We start from the raw sequence: 26,272 nt of genomic DNA on the forward strand, positions 1-26,272 counted from the left end.
TGTATTGGTTTTTAAAAATATTTTTAGGCAGCCAGGAATAAATCCTGTGCTTTATTTAAAGCAGCTCATTTTAATCTGCCTGTTGTTGCAGGGCTGTTCTTCCGGAAAATCAGAAGATAAAGAGTCGCAGGAAGCGACGGAGGTTAACATAAGCAAAAGTGTTTTTGGTGCCCTGCCCGATGGCAGGTCAGCAGATTTGTATACGCTTAAAAATGCCAATGGGATGGTCGTAAAAATTAGTAATTACGGCGGAACAATTACCTACTGGTCGGCTCCCGACAAAGAGGGAAAATATGCCGACATTACACTGGGTTGTGATTCGCTGCAAGGTTATCTGAAAGGTGTTCCGTACTTCGGTGCACTGATTGGCCGTTATGGCAACCGCATTGCCAACGGTAAGTTTACGCTGGAAGGCAAAGCATATTTACTGGCAAAAAACAATGGGGTAAACGCCCTTCATGGAGGCATAAAAGGATTTGACAAGGTCCTTTGGGAAGCCACCCCGGTAGACGGAGAAGAGCCTCAGTTGATGTTGAAATATATTTCCGCAGACGGCGAGGAGGGTTATCCCGGAACGTTGACGACCGAAGTGACTTATACCCTTCTGAAAGACAATTCACTTAAAATAGAATATTCTGCCGCTACAGATAAAGCAACCGTGGTGAACCTTACCAATCATGCTTATTTTAACCTTAGCGGAGACATGAGCCGGGAGATTCTTGATCATGAAGTAAGCATCAAAGCAGATAAGTTTTTACCCGTGAATGAGACGCTCATACCCACGGGTGAGTTAAAATCGGTTTCCGGAACAGTATTTGACTTCAACAAGTCAACCAAAATTGGTACTGGGATTAACAATTTAAAGGACCAGCAGATTGTCTACGGAAAAGGATATGATCATTGCTGGGTGTTTTCAGACACCAGTAAAACACTCAAAAGCGTAGCGAAAGTTTACGAACCTGCATCAGGAAGATTGATGGAAGTGTTGACAACAGAACCGGCGATACAGTTTTATTCAGGTAATTTTCTTGACGGAACGATAAAAGGAAAGGGAGGAATAGTTTATAAGCACCGGTCCGGCTTGTGCCTGGAAACACAGCATTATCCTGATTCGCCAAATCAATCCGGGTTTCCATCTACAGTATTGAAACCTGGGGAAAGATACAACACGGTAACCGTGTATAAATTTTCAGCTAATTAAGGTTATAGTTAATTCCACACACTTTTTATGTTACCGGCCGCATGGATTTAAATTTTGTCTGCTTGAGATAACCTAAGCAATTCAAGCTTTAAAACCTCTATTTCTGATTCTAATTTTGATATGTATTGATTTTTTTCTTTTGTTATCCTTTCCATGTCATGCACTGAATACCTGACCGGAATATGCTTGGGGCAATTCCAGTCAAAAGCTTCGACGTGGAATATCATCATGCGTTCGGGGCGTGCAGGGTAGTCTTTTAAAGCCAGAAAATCAAATAGTGCGTCGTCGTCATGTAAATCAATCAGCCCGGCAGTACCGTAAATTTTCAACCTTCTTTTTGCTGCATAATCCATCAGGAAAAGGGATACTTTTTCATTGGTCATCAGATTTCCAGCCGAAATATATTGTCTGTTGCCGCTGAAATCCATAAAACCTATGCGGTTGCCATCCAGAATTTTAAGAAAACCAGCCGGACCGCCCCGGTGCTGAATGTATGGATAGCCGTTTTCTCCGGAAGTGGCCATGTAAAAACTTTCGATTGAAGAAATGAACTGTATTTCCCTTTCGCCTAATCCCTCAAAGGGCGTGTATCTTCGTTCATACGCTTCAAGGCTTCCCATTTGTTTCTGGAGTACCTTGCTGGCCTGGCTGAACGCAATGTCTGCATAACTCTTTGCCATATTTTTTAAATTTAAAACGGGAAATTCAGAATATTATACCCGGATAACAAAAGCGGGTTCCCCGGTCATTAAAAACCGGATTTTTATTTCTTTTCTTCAGCGGCTTGCCTGTCTTTTTCTTCTTCCTGTTTCAGAACGGCATCCCACAGCGTGTCTCCACATTCGTCAGGAATGACAAACTGCTCATCGTTTTTAGCGGAGACCTTGTTGTCCTGAAACGACTTCTCCTCATCAAAAAGTTCGATGTCCATGGTTTTGATGAGTCCGTCCTGAAAAGTGTAAATATGTTTTACCAGGCCGTCAAACAGTAGGTTACCCTGCAGGTCTTTCACATGCTGATGAACTTTAACCTCCAGGCTTCCATTCTCCCTTTCGATAAAGCCAACAGGCTCCACAATCGGATTTATCTCAGTCCATTGTCTCGTCCAATATTCCTTAATTTCATTGTACCCGCTGATATAGCCCCCTTCCCAGGCTTTTGACCACTGCACATCTGTTTGCATGGTGGACAATGCCTTGCCAATGTTCCTCTCATTAAAAGCTGAATACGCCTTTCTGATGATGTCTTTGAATTGATCTGCCATTTTTTGATTGAGTTTTTTGAGCTTGATTTTTCGTTTTTCTTTACTTTTTATATTTTTTGAAGAGGTTTAATTGTCGGCACTGTATCCAGCGATTCTTCATCTAATCAGCTAAAAAATGCTTAATCGGGAATCTGCTAATAATAGGGAAATGGCCAAAAGCAAGTCCTGAAAGTTACACAAAACCTCCTTTGACCATCTCCATACCATGGCCTTCACGATTTAAATCTCTCTACTCCGTCACCACATCTACCTCTGCATATCCCGCAGCATGATTGTCTTCGGTATTTCCTGTGGCTGTAAATTTGATGTACCGTGCATGTACCGGATTAAAAGATATGGTTTGCCAAACCGGGTTGTTCTTAATATTTGAGAATTCTCCCTCGCTCACCAATGCCCAGGTCTTGTTATCCTGCGAAACATAAAATTGATATTTACTGACGATACCATTGGCCCACCAGTTTTGATCAGGGAGGTATTTGAATCCTTTCAGCTTTTCAGTTTTACCAAGATCGATGATCAGGTCTGCCGGCATTTTAACCCGGTTAGGCTGATGCCAGTTCGTATTGACGTCTCCATCTAAAATAGCATTAACCTTGGAGTCTTCTATGCTTGTGATTGTCCAGTTTTTCCTGGCAATATCGAATTTTTCGCCATTAACCTCACTGCTTTTTTTAGTTAACGGATTATAGGCGATACTTTTTATCTGAATTTTTCCCCCGTCGGTTGTGACCGGGCCATTGTATTTTTTCGAATCTTTTGAAGGAATACTCCCGTCCGTAGTATAATAAATATCTGACTCGGGGTCGGCGGGTGTAATACGGACATCACCCGATTTTTCGCGGACGATAGAAGGAGGGGTCAGTATTTGGGGAGCCTTGTAAATGCCTATTTCTGAAATTAAAGGACTGCTTTTTGAGTCGGTTATTGTGAGACGAAGTTTCGTGGCAGTAACAGACGGGAATCTCAGGATGCGTTTGTAACCAATGGTGGTTTCTTTGGCCACTTGTTTCCATTGGCCGTTTTCGAAAACTTCCACGGTAAACGATTTTACCCGCTGACCCAGCCTGATATATTCCTGTACCAAAAAGCGGTTAAAGGAAGTTGGCTTATCGAAGCTCAAAGTCAAGGCTCCGGTTTTGATCAGGTCATCGGTTGTCCAATATGTTTCGGTATCAGCATCTATAGCCTTTTTTGCATCAAACTCCGGTTGTTTTAAACGCACATTGCTGGCACCGGCCTTTGCTTTAGTGGCCAGGTTTACCTTAAATGCTTCTTTTACTGCCGCGGCGAGGTCTGAAACGGCCTTTTCATCTTTTTCATGGATCAGGCCATTGGGCATGATCGGGAAATTAAGCAGCAGGGTGCCATTTCTGCCTATGGAATGGTAGTAGATATCCATCAAGTGGGGCAAGGTTTTCACCTTATCGTCTTCTTTTTTGTGATAGAACCATTCCGGGCGGACAGAAGTATTAACCTCTCCCGGCACCCATGAGTCGCCATTTTCTACGCCATGTCTGAGCATTTCGTCAGGGACATCGCCGGTGGCATTTAACAGACTCCAGTTGGTTTCGCCAACATAACCCGATTCTGTGCCTACCCAGCGGAGGTCGGCCCGGTTGCCTCCATCGTTCCAGATCATGATATTGGGTTGCAATTCCCGCACGAGCTTATAGGTGTTTTCCCAGTCATAGTAGGTGTTACGGTCTATTTTACGGGTTTCATTTGCCCCTCCGTAGTAGCCTGATCCTCCGTTGGCACCGTCAAACCACACTTCAAAGACTTCTCCATAATTGGTCAGAAGTTCGCGGAGCTGATTGCGGAAGTAGGTAATGTATTCGGGTTTTCCATAGTCGGGATGATTCCTGTCCCAAGGCGATAAATAAATGCCAAGTTTCAGCCCGTACTCTTTACAGGCTTCAGCCATTTCACGCACAATATCCCCTTTTCCATTCTTCCAGGGAGAGTTTTCTACCGAGTAATCCGTATATTTTGAAGGCCACAAACAAAAACCGCTGTGGTGTTTTGCTGTAATAATGATTCCTTTCATGCCTGCCTTTTTAGCTATGCGTGCCCATTGGCGACAATCCAGTTCGGTCGGATTAAAAATTTTTGGGTCCTCATTACCCAGGCCCCATGCCATGTCAGTGTAAGTGTTTACCGATAAATGGACAAAGGCATAATACTCTAATTTTTGCCAGTTCAATTGATTCTCTGTCGGGACCGGGCCAAAGGCCTTGGGAGCATTTCCCTGACTGAAGATCGAAAAGAAACTAAATTGATACAAGGAGAGAAATAGAATGAATTTTGCGTATTTCATGGAAAAATCCGGATTGATTAAGGGCATAAATTAAATTGCTTTTTTTAATTGCGAAAGGAAAATGTTCTTTTCTGTTCGCAGAGTGTGTTATTTGATGTAGCCCCCCTTCTGAGAAGACTGTCTTACAACCAGTTCCCCTTCTATAAAATGATTATATGCCGGGAAATGAGTCTTGTTTTCTATCAATCTGATGAGGACTTTCATCACTTCCTGGCCGATAGCCGGCGGGAAATGATTGAAAACGGTCAGAGACGGTTCAAAATATTCAGCCAGAATATCATCTCCGAATCCCGCAAAGGCTATTTCCTGTGGAATTCTGATGCCTCTTTCCTTCGCGATTTTCATCATTTCAACCCCGTTTCTGTTGAGGATCGTGAATATACCATCGGGGGGGTATTCCAGGCTCATAAAATAATCAAAGACGTCTAAACAGTCCTTTTTTGCGATATTGGAGTGGACAATGTACTCTTCGTTTATTTCCCTTCCGTACTTTTGAAAGGCCGCTTTATATCCTTCGAGTCGTTGTTTACAGATGTACATTTCTTGTGGACCCGACATGATGGCTATCCTTTCACAGCCCTGGAGGATCAGGTGTTCCACCAGGTCAAAACTGCCTTTATAGTCCTGGTGCATTACATTGTGGGTATTGAGTTCCGTAATGATCCTGTCGAACTGAACAACCGGAATACCTTTATCAATGATTTTTTTTATGTGTTCAAAAGAGGTCGTTTCTTTTGAATGACTGATGATTAATCCGTCTACCCTGCAGTCAATAAGGGTTTCTGTATTGAGGATTTCTGCGGATTTTGATTCGTTGGAGTGGCAAACAATAATCCTGAAGCAGGAACTATTGGCTACCTGTTGGATGCCCGCCAGTACTTTGGCAAAAAACGGGTGTTCCACATCCGGGATGATCACACCTATGGTATTGGTTTTGCCTTTATGGAGGCTTTGTGCTAACAAATTAGGCCGGTAGTCCAGCTCCATGGCGGCTTGTAAAATAGCTTTTTTGGTATCCGGGTTAATATCGGATTTATCGTTTAAAGCTCTGGATACGGTAGAAATGGAAACGCCTAAAGCATTGGCCACATCCGTAATCGTACTCTGGCCGTTTTTTTTCAGATCACTTTTAAAAGCATTTTCCAGGATGAAGTGCTGACTGCATATTTTGCAGAAGAATCTTTGGTTTCCCCTGATAAAACCTGCTTTTATTACTCCGTCCACCTGATGACATTTAGTACACTTTTGCATAAGGCTATTTGTATTTTTCTAAGATTAATTTCATTGTTTTTTTATCAGGGCAATAAGCCGTCGGGACATTCTTTTTCATTTATAATTATTTAATTATTATTCTGTATTTTTTTTTATAGCTATCGGAAAGGTTTCCGCAAAGCTTTCCGATAGTTGACGTTTTTTAATTGGTGTCAATTCGACACTATTTGTTTGACAAAGCGATGTCCGGGCAATACATTCATATCAATGTAACGAAAATGCCGATTTGACCTAAAACCCTGAATTATCATTCAAGTTACAAATAATTGTATTATTTAAACATTGAAATCGATTGAAAAATGAAAAAAAACTACAAAGTGAAAAACATTCACAGGAGATGGGGCTTTACGGCACTGCTATTTTTGCTGAGTCCCCTGTCTCTGTTAGCACAGGCTAAGTTTATTACCGGAAATGTGAAAGACGCATCAAGCAATGAGGCCTTGCCTGGTGTAAGTATTCAGGTCAAAGGTTCTACGAGAGGGTCACTCACTGACCCTTCAGGGAATTACAGGATTGAGGCTTCTCCGAAAGAGACCCTGGTTTTTAGTTTTATCGGTTATGCAACGCAGGAATTAATTGTCGGAGAGAGAACAGTTATTAACGTAGAACTGAAGGTTGGCGATGATATCAAGCTTGACGAAGTAATTGTGGTGGGTTATGGTACCCAGAAGAAGCGGGACATAACCGGCTCGGTTATCTCGGTTTCGGAAGCCACCATTAAAGAAGTTCCGGCTCCCAATTTACTAAATGCACTGAAAGGCAGGGCTGCCGGTGTTTCGATTGTAAGTAATGGCTCCACTCCGGGTAGCCAGGCTTCCATCCGTATCCGTGGTAACCGCTCTTTGACCACAGGAAACGGAGATGGCCTTGACGGGCCGCTGGTTGTGGTTGACGGCATACCCTATGGAGGGTTAAATGATATCAACCCTGATGATATTGCCAACATTGAGATACTGAAAGACGCCTCAGCCACAGCGATTTATGGCTCAAGAGGTGCGGGTGGGGTAATATTGGTCACTACTAAAAGAGGGAAAGTAGGCAAGCCGGTGCTGACTTATGATGGCTATCATGGTGTTACGAGCATCATGGGCAAGTATAATGTCATGAATGGAGAGCAGTACGCCAAATTTAAAGAATTATCTGCTGCGTATAATACACAAGGGGCGGGTACCACCGCTTATCCCCTGACAGAAGAAGAAAAGGCTAATCTTGCAGCTGGTGTTTCAACCGACTGGCAGGATCTGCTCTACAAGCCGGGTTTTAACACCAGCCATCAACTGGGTCTGCAAGGTGGTGTGGAGAGCACACAGTATGGCATGGGTATCGGTTATTTTAACGAAACCGGTATTATGCCGAATCAAAACTTTGACCGTATGAGCATTCGTGCAACGATAGATCAAAAGATCGGCAAAAGAGTGAAAGTAGGTTTGAATACCATCAATACCTTGACAAGAAGAAATGACCCTGCGGGCGGGGGTATACCTACTGAGCTTGTTCGCTTGTCTCCGTTAGTTAAACCTTATAATGAGGACGGAACGGTGAACTTAAATCCGAAGAAAGGTACCATCGAAGCCCAGGCTGTAAGTCCGCTGACGCTCATTTCGCGTGGAGCCGATATTCTTTCCAATGACCGTGCAATCAGGACTTTCAATAGCTTATATGGTGAAGTTAATATTCTGGATGGTCTTAAATACCGTTTCAACGCAGGTCTTAACTTCAGCCAGTCACACTTTAACGGCTATGGTCCGCCTAATACCTTTGTAAATTCAGGAACTGAACAAAGTGTGTCGAATGCTGACATCAGAAATACAGAATATTGGGACGTGAACCTGCAACACTTGTTATATTATGACAAGACATTTGCCAAAAAGCATAAAATTGGTTTTACGGCTCTGTATGAAGTTACTAAAAACCATAGTTTAGGCTCAAACTTCAATGTAAAGGGTGTACCTGCTGATTATGTGAAAACCGCTAACTTTGCATTGGCCTCAGGAACGGTAACAGCCAACCCGGATAACGGCAACTTCTTTTCTGAAACCGGTTTATTGTCTTACATGGGCCGTCTGAACTATACTTTCAATGATAAATATACCCTGACAGCTACTTTCCGGAGAGACGGGTCTTCTACTTTATCTGATGGGAACAAGTACTTTAATTACCCAGCCATAGGGGCAAGCTGGAATATCATCGATGAGCCGTTTATGCAGGACCTTACCTTTTTATCCAATCTGAAAATCAGAGGAGGCTGGGGTATTTCAGGAAACCGTAATGTAGGAGCTTATTCTACCCTTGGAGCTCTTTCTTCGAGATATTATAACTTTGGTACTGCAGCTGCCGGGCAGGTTCTTGGCTATATGGTGACCAGTTTACCGGCCAGTGATTTAGGATGGCAGTCTACCTCACAGTATGATATCGGTATGGAAATAGGGCTTTTCAATAACCGTGTTACCGGTTCATTTGATATCTATAAGCAAAACACCAAAGATATCCTGCTTTCGGTTAACCTTCCGGAAAGTAACGGGGCGGGTTCTACCTTGAAAAACCTGGGGAAAACAGAAGGTAAGGGATTTGAAGCTTCATTATCGTTTGACATCATCAGAAACAGGAACGGATTCAACTGGAGCACCGATGTAACCTACTTCTACAACCGTGAGAAAATCACGCAGCTGACTACTCCGACAGAACTGGACAATAAAGGTAACTTCTGGTTTGTCGGACATCCGCTTACGGTCATCTATGATTACAATAAGATAGGTATCTGGCAGCAATCGGATTTGGATAACGGCACGTTGGCCAAGCAAACTTCGCCTCTTCAGGTTCCCGGAGAAATCAGGGTAGAAGATGTGGATAATAACGGTAAAATTGATGCCAATGACCGTAAAATCATAGGGAATTTTCAGCCTAAGTGGGAAGGAGGTATAACCAACAGGATCAGTTTTAAAGGCTTTGACCTTTCGGCTGTAACCTACGCCAGGATAGGAATGAAGGTTCTGGTTCCTTATCTGTCAGGTACTTCGGGTGGTGGTTCCGGATTTGGCTTCCTGAACCAGGGACGCTCAAACCAACTGGTGATGGATTACTGGACGACAGACAATCCTACGAATGCATTTCCCAAGCCTAATGCGGGCGGTGGTGTGAGAGACTTTACCTCTACTACCCAATACCAGGACGGGTCGTTTATCAAAATGAGAAGTATAAACCTGGGATATACCATCAGTAGTAAGTCTTTATCAAAATTAGGCATGAGTTCAGCCCGCATTTATCTGAATGCCACGAATCCTTTTATTATTTATTCACCTTTAGTGAAGGCTGGGCTTGCGGTTGATCCGGAAGGAAACGGATACGGTAATACCATACAGGGGGGCAATTTCAACCGTGTTATCAGTGTAAACCTGAATAATCCGCCTGTCCGTCAATTTACCTTAGGTCTGAATCTTAAATTTTAATGATAGATAAAAATATGAAAAAAATAAAAATTTCAATTCTCGCCTGTTCTTTGTTCCTGAGTCTGGGCTGTGAGAAAGTCCTGGAAGAACACCCTCAATCGCAGATTGTTCCTTCGTTCTTCAATAGTCCTGCTGGCGTATTGGGTGGGATTGCAGGCGTTTATAATGAGATCCGCGGTCAGTGGGGGACAGAAGGTTTTTCTTCCGAATTACAGGCAGGAACAGACGAATTCATCCAGGGAGCCAGCAGTGGTGGTGGACCGGTTCATACCTTTAACGGACTCAATGGTACCAACTTTGGATCCGCATGGGCAGCGTCATTTACCAGTATCAACACGATCAATGGTGTTTTGAAGTTTGGGCAGGAGATCAATCTGCCGGCAGAAACAAAAAAGCAATACCTGGCCCAGGCCAAGTTTTTAAGGGCGTTCTGGTATTTTTACCTGGTTCAGACATGGGGAGATGTGCCTTTACATACCGAGTTTATCACCGTGCCGTCACAAAGTGCTAAAAGAGACCCTGCTTCTGAGGTTTATAAGCTGATCATTAAGGATTTGACAGAGTCCGCTGCCGATTTGCCGGATAAACCAACGGCTCCGTTCCTGGGAAAAGCGGCCACCAAACCTGTGGCTCTCTTTTTCCTTTCGAAGGCTTATCTGACCCGCGGGTGGCTCACTAATTCACAGGCTGATTTTGCTGAGGCTGCCAAAATAGCCAGCAGTCTTATTGCCGACAAGGAAAAATACGGTCTGGACCTGTGGCAGGACTTTGGAGATGCATTTGTGCCCGCCAATGACTATGGCAAAGAAACGATGTTTGTGAGCGATCACTCAAATGACGCTAAATTTGGTTACTACGCGGTGGGTGGCGGAGCCAGTGCCGGAGCCGCTCAAAACCTGACTCCCTGGTTTACCAACTGGAACTATCCGAATAACAGTGGTATCAACTCGTTTGTCAATGCCAGTGGTATTCTAGCCAACTCAGGGACTTCAACCATGATCAGGGATTCTTACTATGGCCGTCCTTATCAGCGTATCCGTCCGAATAGTGTAAAACAGACTTCGGGAGAATTGGCAGGCAAAAATTACTTCCTTGACCAGGCATTTGTAAAAAGAGACATTGACTCAAGATATGCCAATACTTTTTATTCAGTATACATATCCAATACTACGGTTACCAACACGCCAACGGCTGCCAATAACAAAAGAGGTATCGGATACACCATGGTTATGGGAGTTGACACGGCGGTCTGGCTGCCTGACTTCGAGGTAGCGGGAGCTCCTCAGTTTGTTGGCACAAGACCATTTAAAGGGATAGTTGCTCCTCCAAGCCTGTGGAAATCTGACTTATACCCGGCCGTTAAAAAACAGATGGATCCGAGCCGTGGCAGTAACTTTAATGACCCGTCTACCCGCCCGGTGGTCATTACCCGTTTCTCTGAGGTTTATCTGGTAGGAGCAGAGGCATATCTTCAGGCAGGGGATAAAGCTAAAGCTGCTGAGCTTCTGAATGTAGTACGCCAAAGGGCAGCTTATCGTAAAACTAACTCGGCTGCTCAGAATGCAGCCGCAGCAGAGGCTATGAAGATCACGGCAAATGATGTTACAGTCGACTTCATCCTGGATGAAAGAAGCCGTGAGTTTTTTGGAGAGTGGTTGAGATACCAGGATCTGGTTCGTACCAAATCACTTGTGAGAAGGGTTAAAGCATGGAATCCTGAGGCAGGCCCTAATATAAAAGATTTTCATATGCTGAGGCCGATACCTCAATCTCAGATAGACCGTACTGTGGAAGGACCTAAGTTTCCGCAGAATCCAGGGTATTAAGATTATCGATTTTGCCTGAACTACGGCTGTTTAAAAAATACGGAAAAAGATACTTTATGGACTAGGATAAAGTGGGAAATCTAGAATTAAGTCAGTCTGACGCCCTTGCTTCTCGGGCGTCAGACTTTTTTATTTTGTCAGTTTTTTCGGAAGGATATCTGTAATGATTTGATAGGTACCAACAGGAATTTCTGTAAAATGATACGGCTTCTTTTCTCAAGAAGCCGTTATTGCAGAGGTGTCGCAGATCTTTCTATAATTGATGCGGATAGTAAACGGGAATGGCCGGAGTGCTTATCAGTTCCATTTATAAAGAATACGGATCAAGGGTCCTGATGACACCATTTTCGTCATAAGTGATTTCAGCGACTTTTATACTGCGAAGATGTGTAACCCCTTCACTCAAACTGCTGTCGTGGTAAAACAGGTACCATTTGCCCGAATATTCGCAGATAGAGTGGTGTGAGGTCCATCCGACTACAGGATTCAGTATTTTACCCTGGTAGGTAAACGGGCCGTAAGGGTTGTCTCCTGTGGCATAGCATATGAAATGGGTATCACCGGTGGAGTAAGAAAAATAGTATTTGCCCTGGTATTTGTGTAACCAGCTGGCTTCAAAAAAACGTCTTTCGTTATCTCCGGCTTTTAAGGGCTGACCGTTTTCGTCTGTAATCACAATCTCTTTAACGTCCTCATCAAATTCAAGCATGTCGTCTGTAAGTCTTGCCACCAAGGGGCCAAGAGCCGGTTCGTCAGAACCAGGTTCCAGGTTATTTACATCATATTCATTCCCGCGATAGGATTGAAGCTGACCTCCCCATAGCCCCCCGAAATACATATATGCTTTGTTATCGTCATCCATAAATACAGCGGGATCAATAGAATAACTGTTTTTTATGGCCTCAGGCTGTGCTGTAAAAGGACCGGTGGGAGAGTCGCTGACAGCCACGCCGATCTGGAAGATTCCATCGGCTCTTTTAGCAGGAAAATAAAGGTAATACTTACCGTTTTTATAAGCAGCATCCGGTGCCCACATTTGTTTTTCCGCCCATGGCACATCCTTGATGTGAAGAGCAACGCCATGGTCGATGGCCTCAGCTTCAGGGTTTTCCATGGAAATGACACGGTAGTCTTCCATAGCAAAATGACTTCCAAGGTCATCAAAAGGTATTCCTGCATCGATATCGTGGGAAGGATAGATGTATATTTTCCCGTCAAATACATGTGCAGACGGGTCGGCTGTATAAAAACTGCTTATCAGTGGTTTTGATATTGCTCTTTTGTTGAGGTCGTCAAAATCAATATGTTCAATAGAATCTTCAGGCATAAAAAAAAAAGAAAATAGGTTTAAAGATATATTAATTGCGTCTTTCCTTTAAATCGGCCTCAATCTTCAGCTCGGTTTGTTTGTCAATCGCATACCAGAATAGCAAGCCCGCTCCTATAATAAATATAACTCCCGGGATGACGCTGATCATGAGTTTAATGCCATTAACCGCACTCGCTGTCTGGTGAACAGCTTCCGCATCATAACCAAATAAGCTGAGCAGAAAAGCCGAAATGGCACCTCCGAGGCTGAGGCCTACTTTCAGACCGAAGATCATGGCTGAAAAAATGATGGCAGTGGCTCTTCTTTTGTTTTTCCATTCGCTGTAGTCTGCCACATCCGCTATCATTGCCCAAAGCAAAGGAATGGTGATGCCATAGATAAAACCATGTAAAGTCTGGAGTATAAATACCGGTGATACCGCCGTGTCGGACAAAAAGGCGATGCTGATCAGGCATAATGCAGAGAGCGAAATAAAAATTCCGAATATATTTCGCTTACCAAACCTGTCGGCCAGGGGCTTGGAAAAGAAAATACCGATGATCATCGCTATCGTGCTCGCTGCACTTGTGATACTGGCAGTAGCATAAGGAGCACTGTCCGGGCGGCTGAACTCTTCAAATGCGGCGGGTCCGAAGATGCCGCTCAGTTGACTAAGAAACGTATCAAACCCGACATTTTTTAAGAATAGTACCTGGCTTTCTTCAGAGAGGTAGTATTTATAGAAGTAGATATTCATCCCTCCTTTGATAGAAAGCGTAATAAACACCATGACCGTCAGGGTAAGCATGATCAGCCAGGGTTTGTTTTTTATTAAATCTTTCAGGTCCAGGATAAGCGGGGTTTTTTGTTCTTTTGGCGGCGAGATCCTTTCCCTGGTGGTCAGAAAAGTTATCAGAAAACAGATGACGCCCGTGATAGCAAAAACCAGCATCACTTTTTCAAAACCCGCAGCCTTATCGCCATGTCCAAGTGATATGGCTAAAGGCAGAAGAAGCACCTGGATAATAAACTGAGCGAGCATTACGGCCACAAATCTGTATGAGGAAAGGCTGTTCCTTTCCTGCATGCTCCCGGTCATTACCCCACTCAGGGCAGAATAGGGAAGATTGTTGGCTGAGTAAATGACCACGAGTAGTATGTAAGTGATGAAGGCATACACGACCTTACCGGATTCATTAAAGTCAGGAGTAGAAAAAGCCAAGAGGGCGATTACACCAAAAGGAATGGATGTCCATAAAACCCACGGGCGGAATTTCCCCCAGCGGGTGTTGGTCCTGTCGGCGATAGCTCCCATCAGGAGGTTAAAGATCGCTCCTGCAAACCCACCCATCAGCATAATGAGACTGGCTTTTGAAGCCGGGATTTTATAGATATCTGTATAAAAGAAGGAGAGGAAGGCCATCAGCGTTTGAAAAATAAGATTGGCAGCCAGGTCACCGAGGCTGTAGCCGATCTTTTCGGTTACTGACAATTTATGGGATGAGTTATTGTTCATATTGGGTCGGTATTAAAATGATTTCCGGGTTATTTGCTTTTTTTTGCTTCAATGACTTTATAGAAAGCCGGTTTTGGTTTCAGATTTCTGTCAAAAAGCAGGGGATGATTGGTCCGTCCTCTTACAGGCCAGCCATTTAACCAGCTCTGACCATCATGCACACCCCAGAAGGTAACTCTCGAAATTTTATCCCTGTGTTTTAAAAGCAGCTTGAAAAGGGCTTCATAGTCACTGGCCAGCTGCTGCTGAACAGCGTCAGGCAATCCATCTTTATAAGGATTGAGGGAAGGGTCGTCTTTCATACGCTGACTCACCTCTGCTCCCTGGAAGTTGCGTTGAAGTACCTCAATATCAAGTTCGGTGATGTCAACTTTTATACCCAGTGCCGCATATTGGATGATGCTTTCTTCAATGTCTTTCAGCGGGACTTTCCCCAGATGCCAGTGACCCTGAATGCCGACGCCATCTATACGGACTCCGGCAGCCTGTATTTTCTTTATAAGAGCAATACAACCTGCCCTTTTGGCGGGTTGTTCGTTGTTGTAATCATTATAGAAGAGCTTGGTGTTGGGTGCGGCTTTTTGTGCTGCACGGAATGCCTCTGTCACAAAATCATCACCAAGCATATTCAGGAATATGGATTTCCGCATGGTGCCGTCTTCATTGAGGGCCTCATTCACGACATCCCACGAGTAAACTTTGCCGTCATATCTGCCTGCCACGGTACTGATGTGGTTGTTGAGAAATAAGCGTACCGAGTCTGCACTTTTGATTTGCCTGACAAACGGAGGCAGCTGGCTGTGCCAGATCAGCGTGTGTGCGTTCAGTTTCATGTGATATTTCTGAGCATAGGCCACCAGTTTATCTGCGAGGTCAAAATCGTAACGGTTCCATTCCGGGTGAATGATCTCGGCCTTCATAATGTTTTCCGGTGTTACCGCATTAAATTGTTGAGGGATAAAAGCCGCTACACGGGCATCTTTTTCTTCAATCTGAGGAGCATTTATGGCTGTTCCGATGTCAAAATCTTTCTTGTAAACTTGTTTTAATTCAGGAATGTCAGAGTTGCCCGGTAAATTTTTGTTTCCTGCACAGGCGGAAAGGATCAGCACTGACAGGAGCACTTGTCCGAATGAAGTTTTCTTCATGTTTAATATATTTTAAGGTAATTAAAAGTTTAAAACATGGGAAAGTATACCGATAACATGAGAAAGGAGAGCGAATCTGATAATTCGATACTAATCATGTGATTTATACCTTCTTTATGTCTTTGCAATCGATTGCAAAATTATGATTTTTTTGTTGAAATAATTGTTAATAAGGCTGATAATTTCTTTTCCGATTTTATTAATCTGAGAAAAAGTGCTTCACGCCTGAATCGGGAAGGGTGAGTTGAATAGGATATCCCGGGGCTGTTGGAAAATGAACTGAAATCCGGCTTTAAGAAAGAGACCGGGCAGGAGTGAAAATCATATAACTGGGGAATCACATCCGGTGGAAAGTGACAAGGAGCGTATAACAGATTCATTGCCCGGAAGTACTTCCGGGCCTTCTCTTTGACGGGCTGAAAAATAAAAAAAGAGAACGGCAGACGCCTTTCTTTTGCGGAGTATCGGGAACCACGGTCGAACACCAGGTTCCGGTTTTAACTCTGTTTAAAGTATTTCAGTAACGGGCTTCTATGATTCCCTGAGTATCGGGAGCACGGATATTATGCGGAAGATTTGACGAAAGTAAGGGGCGAAGTTAAATTCCACTTTTTAGCCGCGTGTTCCGCTAATTAAGGTGGGTTTTATATACACCTTATCCTTCTCTGTTTGTTCAGGGAATTAAGGTTGAAGAAATTCCTGCATGGACATCTTTGTGCTTTGCTCCCCAATCATCCAGTTGCAGGCATATCGGAATGAGTGCACTGCTTAAGTGGGTCAGTTCATATTCAACACGGGGAGGTACTTCATGATACACGGTTCGTATTACCAATCCATCACGTTCCAGTTCACGAAGCTGTAACGTTAGCATCCTTTCGGTAATGTTCGGGATGATCCTTTTAAGCTCCCCAAAACGTTTTTTACCATCACTTAAACGCGTTAAAATCGGGAGTTTCCACCGTCCGCCCATGAGTTGTACGGCGTAGGTGAGATTGCAATCTGAAAGGAAATTCCGATTGATGCTATTTGTGGTATTTTCTTTTTTGTTTGTCATTACTTACAATATTGTATGTACACACACTGGGTTGTGTACGTCACAAAATTATGGTGTTCTTTGTAATTTTACAATCAATATAAAATAAACAAATGAAAACAGAAAAAATAAAAGTAGGCATTATAGGACTTAATCCTTACAGCCAGTGGGCATCAAAGTCGCACCTTCCGGCATTAAGGCATCTGTCTGATACCTTTGAGATCATCGGAGTAGCCAATTCTACTCATGAAAGTTCGGTAAAAGCTGCAGATGAGTTACAGATACCAATCGCCTATGAAAACCCGGCGGCCTTAATTGCATCAGACGATATAGATCTGGTTGTAATTACTGTAAAAGTTCCTTACCATTATGACTTTGTAAAGGCTGCACTTGAAGCAGGCAAACATGTGTACTGTGAACATCCCTTAGGCAATGGCCTTACTGAAACGAAGCAATTGGCAGCTATTGCGGCACGGGAAAACCTAGTTGCAGCAGTGGGAACACAAATGGTTGCATCACCGGAAGTGATTTACCTGGAGCATCTTATTAGAAATGGCTATGTAGGCACGGTTTTATCTACTACACTTATAGGGTCGGGAGGTCCTTGGTCAGATGAAGCAACTGCCGCTGACTATTATCTGTACGATAAAGCTAACGGTGCTACGATGCTAACCATTCCCTTAGGGCATACATTGGCCGGCGTTACTAAAGTTTTAGGTGGTTTTGATAGTTTGAAAGCAAAAATGATAAGCAATTTCACGACAGTAAAACTTACAGATAGTGGTGAAATAAAGCCTAAGACCTCTGAAGACCAGATTATGGTAATAGGCCGATTGAAAAATGGGGCTGCAATTTCTATTCATTACCGCGGCGGCGTTTCAAGAGGCACTAACCTTCTGTGGGAGATTAATGGAACGGAAGGTGATATACAGGTAACAGGACCACTTGGACATGGGCAGTTTGTACCGTTGACAATTCGGGGAGCTCAGGGGAAAGAAAGGGAATTGCAAACCTTGCCGATTCCAAATGAAATGTATGAGGGTTTGCCGGATAATCCGGTAGTTAGAAACGTGGTGCAGATTTACAAAAGAGTAGCTGCCGATATAAGGAATAAAACGAAAACAGCACCTGCTTTTGAGGACGCGGTTGTATTAGGGTATCTACTCAATGATATTGAGCAATCCGCAAAAAAATTAACGTAACAAGCTCAAATCTTAATGTTCTGCAGAACGCGTCTGCTTAACAGGCTAAACTCTGAGCGAAATGGCGATACACTACAGTATCTATAATCTGACACCCACTTAACTGAAAATAAAACCCGGTAAATACTGGGATTCTAAGTGTTTCGGGCTTGAGGGATTCGGACGGGGCGGCCTTCCGTGCAGCGGCCTTCCGTACCCGAACTTCTGTTTGTAAGTTTTTTTTATTTGAGGATTTTATAGGCATCGAAGATAAACTCTGGGAAATAATGCTCACAAGTATCTCCAGAGCTTTTTCAACAGGCTGAAAAACAAAAAAAAGAGAGCCGTAAACGACTCTCTTTTGTGGGAGTTGGGGGATTCGGACGGGGCGGCCTTCCGTACCCGAACTTCTGTTTGTAAGTTTTTTTTATTTGAGGATTTTATAGGCATCGAAGACAAACTCTGGGAAATAATGCTCACAAGTATCTCCAGAGCTTTTTCAACAGGCTGAAAAACAAAAAAAGAGAGCCGTAAACGACTCTCTTTTGTGGGAGTTGAGGGATTCGAACCCCCGACCCTCTGCTTGTAAGGCAGATGCTCTGAACCAACTGAGCTAAACTCCCTTATTCCTTGTTTCCCTAAGGGACTGCAAAGATGCAGGGTCGTTTTTTTATTTCCAAATATTCTGTGAAAAAAATTTAATTTTTTTTCTGAAAATTAAATTTCGCAGCCCCCTTTTCAAACATCAGCAGAATAGTACAATTTATCATCAAAATAATCGTAGTGAAGAATAAATGTCATAAATACATTTGTAAATCATTTATTCGACCATTTTACATTTTTTCCGGATGGCAGTTTGAAAAATCAAAAATAGTAACTTTATTGTTTTGCGATATAGCTTATTAAGGGGAACAACAATCAAAAATTCAAACTGTCATCCTAATTTTTTAAAATTATGCCATTAGAACAAACCTGGAGGTGGTACGGGCCAAATGATCCGGTCAGTTTATCAGATATCAAACAAGCCGGTGCTACCGGGATCGTCACCGCACTGCATCATGTACCCAACGGACAGGTATGGTCAAAGGAAGAAATCCTTATCAGGAAAAACCTCATTGAAGCCAATGGCCTCGTATGGTCGGTCGTAGAAAGTGTGCCGGTTCATGAAGACATCAAAAAGAGGTCCGGTAATTATCAGCAGTACATCGAGAATTATAAAGAAAGCCTGACCAACCTTGCTGCTTGCGGGATAGATACGGTTTGCTATAATTTTATGCCGGTGCTTGACTGGACGAGAACAGACCTTGATTTTGAACTTCCGGACGGTTCCACTGCCCTGAGATTTGATGTGGTGGAATTCTGTGCTTTTGAATGCTTTATCCTGAAAAGGGAAGATGCAAGGTCTTCATACACCGAGGCGGTTTATCAGAAATCTGAAAAATGGTTTTCAGAAGCCTCTGAAGAAAAAAAAGCCAAACTCGTAAAAAATATCATTGCTGGTCTGCCAGGCAGTGAAGAAAGCTTTACGGTAGAAGAATTCGGCAAGGTTTTAAAGCAGTATGACGGCATTTCTGACGAAGACTTACGCAATAATTTATATAGTTTCATCCGTGAGGTAGCCCCGGTGGCAGAAGAGAATGATCTTTTGCTGGCTATTCACCCGGATGATCCTCCTTATCCTATTCTTGGGCTGCCCCGTGTGGTCAGTACAGAAGAAGACGCCAAAAGACTTCTGGATGCTTATGACAGCAAAGCCAACGGCTTGTGTTTCTGTACAGGAAGCTATGGTGTGAGACCGGATAATGACCTGGCCGGTATGGTAAACAGGTATGGCAACAAAATCAATTTTATTCACCTGAGAGCGACCAGGAGAGATGAAGAAGGCAATTTCTACGAAGCCGACCACCTGGATGGAGATGTAGATATGTATGCCGTCATGAAAGCCCTCGTACTGGAACAGGAAAGCAGAAAAGAAGCCGGACGTGAGGATTTAAGGATGCCTTTCAGGCCGGATCACGGTCACAGGATGTTGGATGACCTTTCGCCGGATAAGAAAACAAACCCGGGCTACACCGCCATCGGCCGTCTGCGTGGCCTTGCCGAATTGAGAGGTCTCGAATTAGGTATAAGAAGAAGTCTTTTAAATGCATAGAAATTTATTAGATTTGTGAAATAAAGTCTTGACTAATGCCTAAAATCGTCACCTTCGGTGAAATCCTGCTGAGGTTATCAGCTCCGAATTATCAGAAAATAGAACAAGCCCAGTCATTTGAGGCCACTTTTGGAGGCACTGAAATGAATGTGGCCGCTTCTTTGGTTAAATTTGGTTTTGAGGCTCAGCATGTCGGGGTTTTTCCTGACAACCTCGTAGGGCAGAAGGCCAAAGCATTTGTCCGTCAGCTGGGTATCGATGATTCGAAGGTCATTCTCGACGGCAAAAGAATAGGCTTGTTTTTCCAGGAAAAGGGAGCAGTGATGCGTGCCAGCCAGATTGTGTATGACCGGGCTGATTCCGCATTCGCCAATCTCAATCCTGATTGGTTTGACTGGGAGGAAATCCTGAAAGGGGCGGACTGGTTTCACTGGTGCGGCATTACCCCTGCCTTAAGTAAGGAAGCTGCCCAGGCTTGTCTTGAGGCAGTAAAGGCTGCACAGAAATTAGGAATAACTGTTTCTTCAGATATTTATTACAGAAGCAATCTCTGGAATTACGGTAAAACACCCCAGGATATTCTTCCGGAATTAGCTTCTTACTCTAATGTCATCCTGGCCAGCAGAAAGAATATTGAAGAAATTTTCGGCATAAAGAGTGTTGAAGAAAAAGGAAGGTTTCAGGAAGCCGGAAGAAAACTGATGGAAGCTTATCCTTCAGTAAAGAAAGTCATAGATACAGAAAGAATACAGATCAGTGCCTCGCATAACCGGATGAACGCCAGGATGTGGAACGGGGAAGAGTATCTCAAAACAGGCAATCAGGACATTACCCATATCATAGACCGGATAGGCAGCGGAGACGCTTTCCTGGCCGGTTTTATTTATGCTCAGGTGATGTTTAAGGATGATTTTAAATCTCTGGAATATGGAAACGCGGCTTCGGCTCTGAAACATACCATTGAAGGAGATCAGAATCTTGTGGGGATTGCAGAAGTGGAGGCTTTGGTTGCCGGCGATGCCTCCGGCCGTCTGAGAAGATAAATATCAATTAATATGACAAAAAAACTCTTTCTTCTGGCCGCCATCGGACTGATACTGTTCGAGGTGCTCAATGTCTACTTTATTATGCCCATGCCCGGAAGTCAGCGGATGAGAAGCATCGACCTGGCTTACTTTTTGTATACCTGGAGATGGGTTTTCCGGGTGTTTTTCGGTCTTATCCTGTTGGCTACTTTTTTTACCTCCCTCAAGTCATCCAAATGGGTAACCATCATTGCGTTGGTACTGGTGGCAGGCGTTACCTACGCATTCAATTTTGTAATGGCAGCAGATGCCATGTTTTATCAGCCTGAAGACTTCAGGATTTTAAACGCCAGAGAAAGTAAGGTAGAAAAAGACAGGCTTGTGATAGGTGTGGAGCACAACGGCGAAGCCAAAGCGTATCCGATTTCACTGATCGGCTATCACCACCAGGTATTGGATACCCTTGGGGGAAAACCTATAATGGTGACATATTGTACCGTTTGCCGGACCGGGCGGGTATTTGAGCCAATGGTAAACGGCAAGCCTGAAAAATTCAGACTGGTGGGGATGGATCATTTCAACGCGATGTTTGAAGATGAAACCACGAAAAGCTGGTGGAGACAGGCCAACGGAGAGGCCATCACCGGGAAACTGAAGGGTCAGACGCTCCCTGAGATGCTTTCTCAGCAAACTACGGTGGAGCAATGGCTGAAGTTATATCCTGAAAGCAAAATCATGCAGCCTGACCCTACCTTTAAAGAGAAATACGACAGCACCGCCAAATATGAAAAAGGTAAAAGCAAAAGTGACCTGACCCGTACAGACTCATTGTCGTGGAAAGATAAATCATGGGTGGTGGGTATTGAAACCGGAAAAGGCAGCAAAGCCTTTGACTGGGTCAGACTTCAGAAAGAAAAAGTAATCAACGCAGAAGTAGGAGACAAGCCTGTGGTGCTGGTTTTGGGTAAGGACAATAAAAGTTTCTTTGCCTTTGAGCGTCCGGACAAGTCGGCTATTTTTACCTTAAAGCAGGATACCTTGTTGCTGAAGGATCAGAAATATGATTTTAACGGTAAAGCAACTGATTCAAAATCAGGATCTTTAAAGAAAATAAAAGCCTATCAGGAGTTCTGGCACAGCTGGAAAACCTTCCATCCTGCTACAGAAAAGTACTAAAAGCAGGAATTTTGGAGCTATAAAAATCTTGATAAATTTTATTGTAAGTTTGTAGGATTTAATTTAATTATATTTATATTTGCGGGTATTTTTTAAGAAACCGTTGAAGAAACTATTTGGCATATCACTGAGTCTTTTGCTGGTCATGAACATGATCGGTAAGCCCCTTCTTGAATATTATCAGGAAGAGGTGAAGTCTTCTTTGAGTGAAGAAACAGTGTTTTTCGAAGAAAACGGGGACAAATTAACAGTAAAAGTGCCTTTTCAGTTACCTTATCAGAGTGCTTCCTACAATTTTGAAGATGTACAGGATGTGGTAGTTTATAAAGGTAATTTCTACAGAACTGTCAAGAGGGTGTTTGAAAACGACACTTTGTACACCCAGCTTAAAAAAGAATCGATCGACAGAAGTAATCTCTTTGATATGGTGAGCCAGGTAACCAAAAACTATGACAAAAAACCTGTTGATCCTATTCAGAATATTATTGATATCTTAAAGACTTTTTCAAGTAATTACCATACTACTTCAGTTAGCTATTATACTTTTTTCTGGACTGACTGGTTGAAATTCAGCCATACAGAGCCGATAAGTTTATACCACTCCCACGCCGGTGTTATCACCGCTCCTCCACCCAGGTGCTAGTAACCTGTTTTTATTTCCTTTTATCAGAATATTGTTGAGCAGGTTGTCAGTTATTGCAGCATGCCCCAAAGAGTTTCTACCGGTTAATCAATCGTAATTGGACCTCTGTGCTATTTTCCAAAAAGGATACTTCCCTGTTTATTTTTCATCAATGCTGTTCTCGTTTGTTCACTGAAATTTGTTCAGAACCTGTTTTAGAAGCTGGAAATCATGTTTCAGCCTGACATCACAACTAAAAAGATATTGAATCATCTTTATGGTTTAATCATAGGTTAGTAACTAAAGACTCTGCACAGCATTTTGCTGTGCAGAGTTTATAAAAATACTAACATCCTTTAAGGGGGAAATACCTGAGGATAAATGATTAAATGATAAGATAACCTAAAAATTTAGCGGACTTTTCCCGTCATTTTTCATGCACCTGGATACCAAAAAGATAAAAATTATAATTTCTATATAATCCGGATATCCGGAAATACTGTTTTTCTCACAACATCTAAGAAGTTCTCATTTTTCTAACCTAGTTAAACCGTTTGTCTATGTTTTTAAATTTACAAAAAAAAATGAAGTTGATTTTTAAGTCAGTATTTCTGCTGTTGATGGGGGCGTCAATAGCGACGAAAGCTCAAATGCCCCACGATGCTATTTACATGTCTAAAAATTCTGTTTGTGCCGCTCTGAGTTATGGCAGCAGCAGCTGGACAGAGTACTGGGAAGGAACCTTTAAGCGTGAAAACTTTAACATGGGTAAAAACACTACCCAGAATGCCATGGTGATGGTAGCTGCAGGTATTACGGATAAACTGAATGTGATTGTGGGGTTACCTTACATCAAGACATCCAACAGTGCCGGAAACCTGATGGGTATGAAAGGGATACAGGACTTCTCAGCGGTCCTGAAATACCAGATGTTTGTGAAAAACGGATTTGTTTTACACGGAGTTATCGGAGGCTCCCTGCCGGCGAGTAATTACACGGCTGATTTCTTACCGATGTCTATCGGTTTAAAAGCAAAGACGGCGACCGGAAGGCTGATCGCCAGTTATGCCCACAAATCAGGCATTTACCTGACTACACATGCCGCTTATAATGTAAGAAGCAATATAAAGCTCGATAAAGACGGATACCAGGCACACGGGCAGGTTTTTAACACCGATAAAGTGGATGTTCCTGATGCGATGGATGCCGCCGCCAGACTGGGATTTGAAAACAAGAGTTTTCAGGCTGAGGTTTTTGTTGAGCGTTTTGCGGCTCTGACAGGGGATGATATCCGACGTAACGACATGCCTTTTGTGACCAATAAAATGGAAGCGACATCTGTAGGAGCTTATGCCAAGTTTCAGCCGAGACATTTAGGAGTTAATGCAAGAGTAGCGTATGTTACCAATGGCCGTAACATGGGACAAAGCACCAGTTATTCTGTAGGTTTATTGTACATATTTGACATTAAAAAGAAAGACAAGTAAAATTTTGACGCAGTTGAGTATCAATAACGATATATTAAAAATGAAGAATTCCGGTAAACAATTATTTATACTTTTTTTAGGTCTGACGCTGTTTGTCAGCTCATGTGACACCGTTGTCAAGGACCCCGCTTATGATTCGTACGTTCCGGCTGCTTTGGATGAAAAAGGCGGTACATGGAAAACTTATGTACTGGCTTCGGCTACTGAAATAGCAGTGGCAGAGCCAACTGCAACAGGATCAGCAGCCTATGCTGATGAAATTAAGAAACTCAAGGCGGCCGTAGACGGTATAACTCCTGAACAAAAAACAGTGGTTGAGTACTGGGGTGCGGGAGCCGTATTCCGCTGGAATGAAATCGGCCGTGAATTGTGTGCGAGGTATAACAGCCCGCCTGCTTCTACTCCAGATGGTAAATATCCCCTTCCGGATGCTGCCAACCCACTTAAAGATCCCCGTTTTCCATTTGCTAACCCTCCTTATGCTGCCCGTGCTTTGGCTTACCTGAGTGTCGCCCAGTATGATGCCCTGGTTTCGGCATGGAATTACAAATACAAATACAACCGCAAGGCTCCTTCAAAAGTAGATGCTTCTGTAAAAGCTTTACTGGCTGTAAGTGATCTGCCGTCTTATCCGTCAGAAGATGCCGTAGTGGCTTCTGCTTCATATGAAATCCTTAAGGCGATGTTCCCTGGTGAGGTTCCTTTCCTGGATGCCAAACTGGCCGAACACAAGAATTCAAGACTTTGGGGTGGTATGAACGTGGAAAGTGATGTAACGGCAGGTGCTTCTTTAGGAACTTCTGTAGGTCAGAAAGTGATGACAAAGGCGAGAGCTGACGGTATGGGAGCTGCCAACAATCAGGCTGCTACAGCTGATATGATCGCGAATGCCAAGAAACTGGGAATTCCTGAAACATGGCTGAGCCAGGAGACCCCGCTCAGACCTGGTATGTTGCCGACTTATGGTAACGTGGCCACCTGGAATTTTGACAAAGCGACTTTGGTGTCGATTCGTCCGGCTGCACCACCGGTATTGCACAGCGAAGCCTTTAACAAAGACCTGAATGAATTAAGAGACATAGAGAAAAATCAGACCCGTGAACAGGCACGCATCGCCAACTACTGGGCCGATGGTGTAGGCAGCTATACGCCTCCGGGACACTGGCACCGAGCGGGAGCAAGATTATGCTATGAAAATAAATTCAGCGAAATCAGGACTGCCCGTACCATGGCCTTATTAGGTACTGCAGAAATGGATGCCGGGATTGCATGCTGGGAGGTTAAGTATTATTACTATTATCCTCGTCCTCAGCAGTTCGGCTCCAAAACTTCAGTTGGGTTACCCAACTTCCCTTCTTATACTTCAGGGCATTCTACTTTCTCGGGAGCAGCGGCTGAAGTATTGAGCTCTATATTCCCGACCAGGGCGACTGAATTGGTTGCTCAGGCTCAGGAGGCCTCAAACTCAAGAGTTTATGGTCTGATCCATTACCGTTTTGATGCTACAGCAGGTCTTGAGCATGGTAAGAAGATCGGTCAATATGCGATTGCAAGAGGAAAAGCCGACGGATCAGGCTTATAATTTCTAACATTTAATCAGGGTAATTACTGATAGATACTACCACGGCAATGAAACAGGAAGACGATATACGTGTCTCCCTGTTTTCTGCCGGCTGGGATTGTTTTGCCCTTATTTTTCAAAAATGCTTTAATTTTTAAACCAAATATTCATGTCACATATTCCATTGGAGAGCCATTTGCCGGGGATTACGGGTTTGCTTGAATACCGCCAGGACTCAGCGAAGCCTATCAGAGAACTGACCCAGTTGCTGTTGCGGGGAGAGTCAACACTCACCGAAGCTGAGCGGGAGCTGATTGCCACGTTGGTGTCATCCAGGAACCAATGCAGGTTTTGTACTACGGCCCACAAATCAGCTGCAGATATTCTGCTGGGAGAATCTGAAACCTGTGAGATGGTGATCAATGACTTTGAATCTGCACCTGTTGGAGAAAAAATGAAATCCTTGCTGGCTATCGCTGCCCATGTTCAGAAAAACGGCAAGAATGTAACAGAAGGAGATGTCATCAGAGCCAGAAACTGCGGAGCTACCGACAGGGAAATTCATGATACTGTATTGATAGCCGCTCTTTTTTGTCTTTACAATAAATATGTTGACGGGATGGCCAGTTTTACTCCCACTGACCCCGCCTTTTACAAAAAACTCGGAGAAAGAATTACAACCGTTGGTTATAACCGCCTGCCCGGTGGATATGATCAGTTAAAAACCCAATCTTAA

19 protein-coding genes and 1 tRNA gene are annotated in these 26,272 nt (G+C 43.5%); 11 read left to right on the forward strand and 9 right to left on the reverse strand.

The window, feature by feature from the left end:
* The first annotated feature begins 37 nt into the window (after positions 1-37).
* Positions 38-1,201: an aldose epimerase family protein gene (locus tag GVN16_RS22845; RefSeq protein ID WP_409013198.1), complete on the forward strand. Its 1,164-nt coding sequence runs from the start codon at positions 38-40 to the stop codon at positions 1,199-1,201.
* 47 nt (positions 1,202-1,248) lie between these two features.
* Here the strand turns inward: GVN16_RS22845 and GVN16_RS22850 are convergent, their stop codons facing one another.
* From GVN16_RS22850 to GVN16_RS22865, 4 genes are all read right to left on the reverse strand, one after another.
* Entirely contained in the window at positions 1,249-1,881 is a 633-nt protein-coding gene (locus tag GVN16_RS22850; protein ID WP_166566282.1) for a pyridoxamine 5'-phosphate oxidase family protein, read from the reverse strand.
* An 83-nt stretch (positions 1,882-1,964) separates the two neighbouring features.
* Positions 1,965-2,465 (reverse strand): hypothetical protein, encoded by a 501-nt coding sequence (locus GVN16_RS22855; protein ID WP_205748958.1) that lies wholly within the window; start codon positions 2,463-2,465, stop codon positions 1,965-1,967.
* Between the two features lie 229 nt (positions 2,466-2,694).
* Positions 2,695-4,782, reverse strand: coding sequence for an alpha-L-fucosidase (locus GVN16_RS22860; protein WP_166566283.1), 2,088 nt, complete (start codon positions 4,780-4,782; stop codon positions 2,695-2,697).
* A gap of 87 nt (positions 4,783-4,869) precedes the next feature.
* Positions 4,870-6,006 carry a LacI family DNA-binding transcriptional regulator gene (locus GVN16_RS22865; protein WP_310587464.1) on the reverse strand — a complete coding sequence of 379 codons (1,137 nt, stop codon included), beginning with the start codon at positions 6,004-6,006 and terminating at the stop codon, positions 4,870-4,872.
* Between the two features lie 347 nt (positions 6,007-6,353).
* Between GVN16_RS22865 and GVN16_RS22870 the strand changes: the two genes are divergently transcribed.
* Complete coding sequence (locus tag GVN16_RS22870; RefSeq protein WP_166566285.1) at positions 6,354-9,500, forward strand: TonB-dependent receptor; 3,147 nt, start codon at positions 6,354-6,356, stop codon at positions 9,498-9,500.
* Positions 9,501-9,514: 14 nt separating this feature from the next.
* On the forward strand, positions 9,515-11,326 hold the full coding sequence (locus GVN16_RS22875; protein ID WP_166566286.1) for a RagB/SusD family nutrient uptake outer membrane protein: 1,812 nt from the start codon (positions 9,515-9,517) through the stop codon (positions 11,324-11,326).
* A gap of 307 nt (positions 11,327-11,633) precedes the next feature.
* On the opposite strand, the gene GVN16_RS22880 is transcribed toward GVN16_RS22875, so the two are convergent.
* The 4 genes from GVN16_RS22880 to GVN16_RS22895 all read right to left on the reverse strand — a co-directional run bounded on the left by GVN16_RS22880 (position 11,634) and on the right by GVN16_RS22895 (position 16,353).
* Positions 11,634-12,653, reverse strand: coding sequence for a glycoside hydrolase family 43 protein (locus GVN16_RS22880; protein ID WP_166566287.1), 1,020 nt, complete (start codon positions 12,651-12,653; stop codon positions 11,634-11,636).
* Positions 12,654-12,684: 31 nt separating this feature from the next.
* Positions 12,685-14,151: an MFS transporter gene (locus GVN16_RS22885; RefSeq protein WP_166566288.1), complete on the reverse strand. Its 1,467-nt coding sequence runs from the start codon at positions 14,149-14,151 to the stop codon at positions 12,685-12,687.
* A 29-nt stretch (positions 14,152-14,180) separates the two neighbouring features.
* Positions 14,181-15,299, reverse strand: a complete 1,119-nt coding sequence (locus tag GVN16_RS22890) for an endo-1,4-beta-xylanase (protein WP_166566289.1) — start codon at positions 15,297-15,299, stop codon at positions 14,181-14,183.
* A gap of 673 nt (positions 15,300-15,972) precedes the next feature.
* Complete coding sequence (locus tag GVN16_RS22895) at positions 15,973-16,353, reverse strand: helix-turn-helix domain-containing protein (protein ID WP_166566290.1); 381 nt, start codon at positions 16,351-16,353, stop codon at positions 15,973-15,975.
* Between the two features lie 92 nt (positions 16,354-16,445).
* On the opposite strand from GVN16_RS22895, the gene GVN16_RS22900 reads away from it, so the two are divergent.
* Complete coding sequence (locus GVN16_RS22900) at positions 16,446-17,534, forward strand: Gfo/Idh/MocA family protein (protein WP_166566291.1); 1,089 nt, start codon at positions 16,446-16,448, stop codon at positions 17,532-17,534.
* 527 nt (positions 17,535-18,061) lie between these two features.
* Here the strand turns inward: GVN16_RS22900 and GVN16_RS22905 are convergent.
* Positions 18,062-18,136: transfer RNA gene (locus tag GVN16_RS22905), tRNA-Val, on the reverse strand.
* Between the two features lie 332 nt (positions 18,137-18,468).
* On the opposite strand from GVN16_RS22905, the gene uxuA reads away from it, so the two are divergent.
* The 7 genes from uxuA to GVN16_RS22940 all read left to right on the forward strand — a co-directional run bounded on the left by uxuA (position 18,469) and on the right by GVN16_RS22940 (position 26,272).
* On the forward strand, positions 18,469-19,665 hold the full coding sequence (gene uxuA, locus GVN16_RS22910) for a mannonate dehydratase (RefSeq protein WP_166566292.1): 1,197 nt from the start codon (positions 18,469-18,471) through the stop codon (positions 19,663-19,665).
* Positions 19,666-19,700: 35 nt separating this feature from the next.
* Positions 19,701-20,708, forward strand: a complete 1,008-nt coding sequence (locus GVN16_RS22915; RefSeq protein WP_166566293.1) for a sugar kinase — start codon at positions 19,701-19,703, stop codon at positions 20,706-20,708.
* Positions 20,709-20,720: 12 nt separating this feature from the next.
* Complete coding sequence (locus GVN16_RS22920) at positions 20,721-21,866, forward strand: DUF3179 domain-containing (seleno)protein (RefSeq protein WP_166566294.1); 1,146 nt, start codon at positions 20,721-20,723, stop codon at positions 21,864-21,866.
* Between the two features lie 103 nt (positions 21,867-21,969).
* Positions 21,970-22,509, forward strand: coding sequence for a hypothetical protein (locus GVN16_RS22925; RefSeq protein WP_166566295.1), 540 nt, complete (start codon positions 21,970-21,972; stop codon positions 22,507-22,509).
* Positions 22,510-23,072: 563 nt separating this feature from the next.
* On the forward strand, positions 23,073-23,975 hold the full coding sequence (locus GVN16_RS22930) for a hypothetical protein (RefSeq protein ID WP_166566296.1): 903 nt from the start codon (positions 23,073-23,075) through the stop codon (positions 23,973-23,975).
* Between the two features lie 40 nt (positions 23,976-24,015).
* Positions 24,016-25,557: a phosphatase PAP2 family protein gene (locus tag GVN16_RS22935; RefSeq protein ID WP_166566297.1), complete on the forward strand. Its 1,542-nt coding sequence runs from the start codon at positions 24,016-24,018 to the stop codon at positions 25,555-25,557.
* Between the two features lie 148 nt (positions 25,558-25,705).
* Positions 25,706-26,272, forward strand: a complete 567-nt coding sequence (locus GVN16_RS22940; protein ID WP_166566298.1) for a carboxymuconolactone decarboxylase family protein — start codon at positions 25,706-25,708, stop codon at positions 26,270-26,272.

Source organism: Emticicia sp. CRIBPO, from assembly GCF_009905725.1.
Classification (GTDB): domain Bacteria; phylum Bacteroidota; class Bacteroidia; order Cytophagales; family Spirosomataceae; genus Leadbetterella.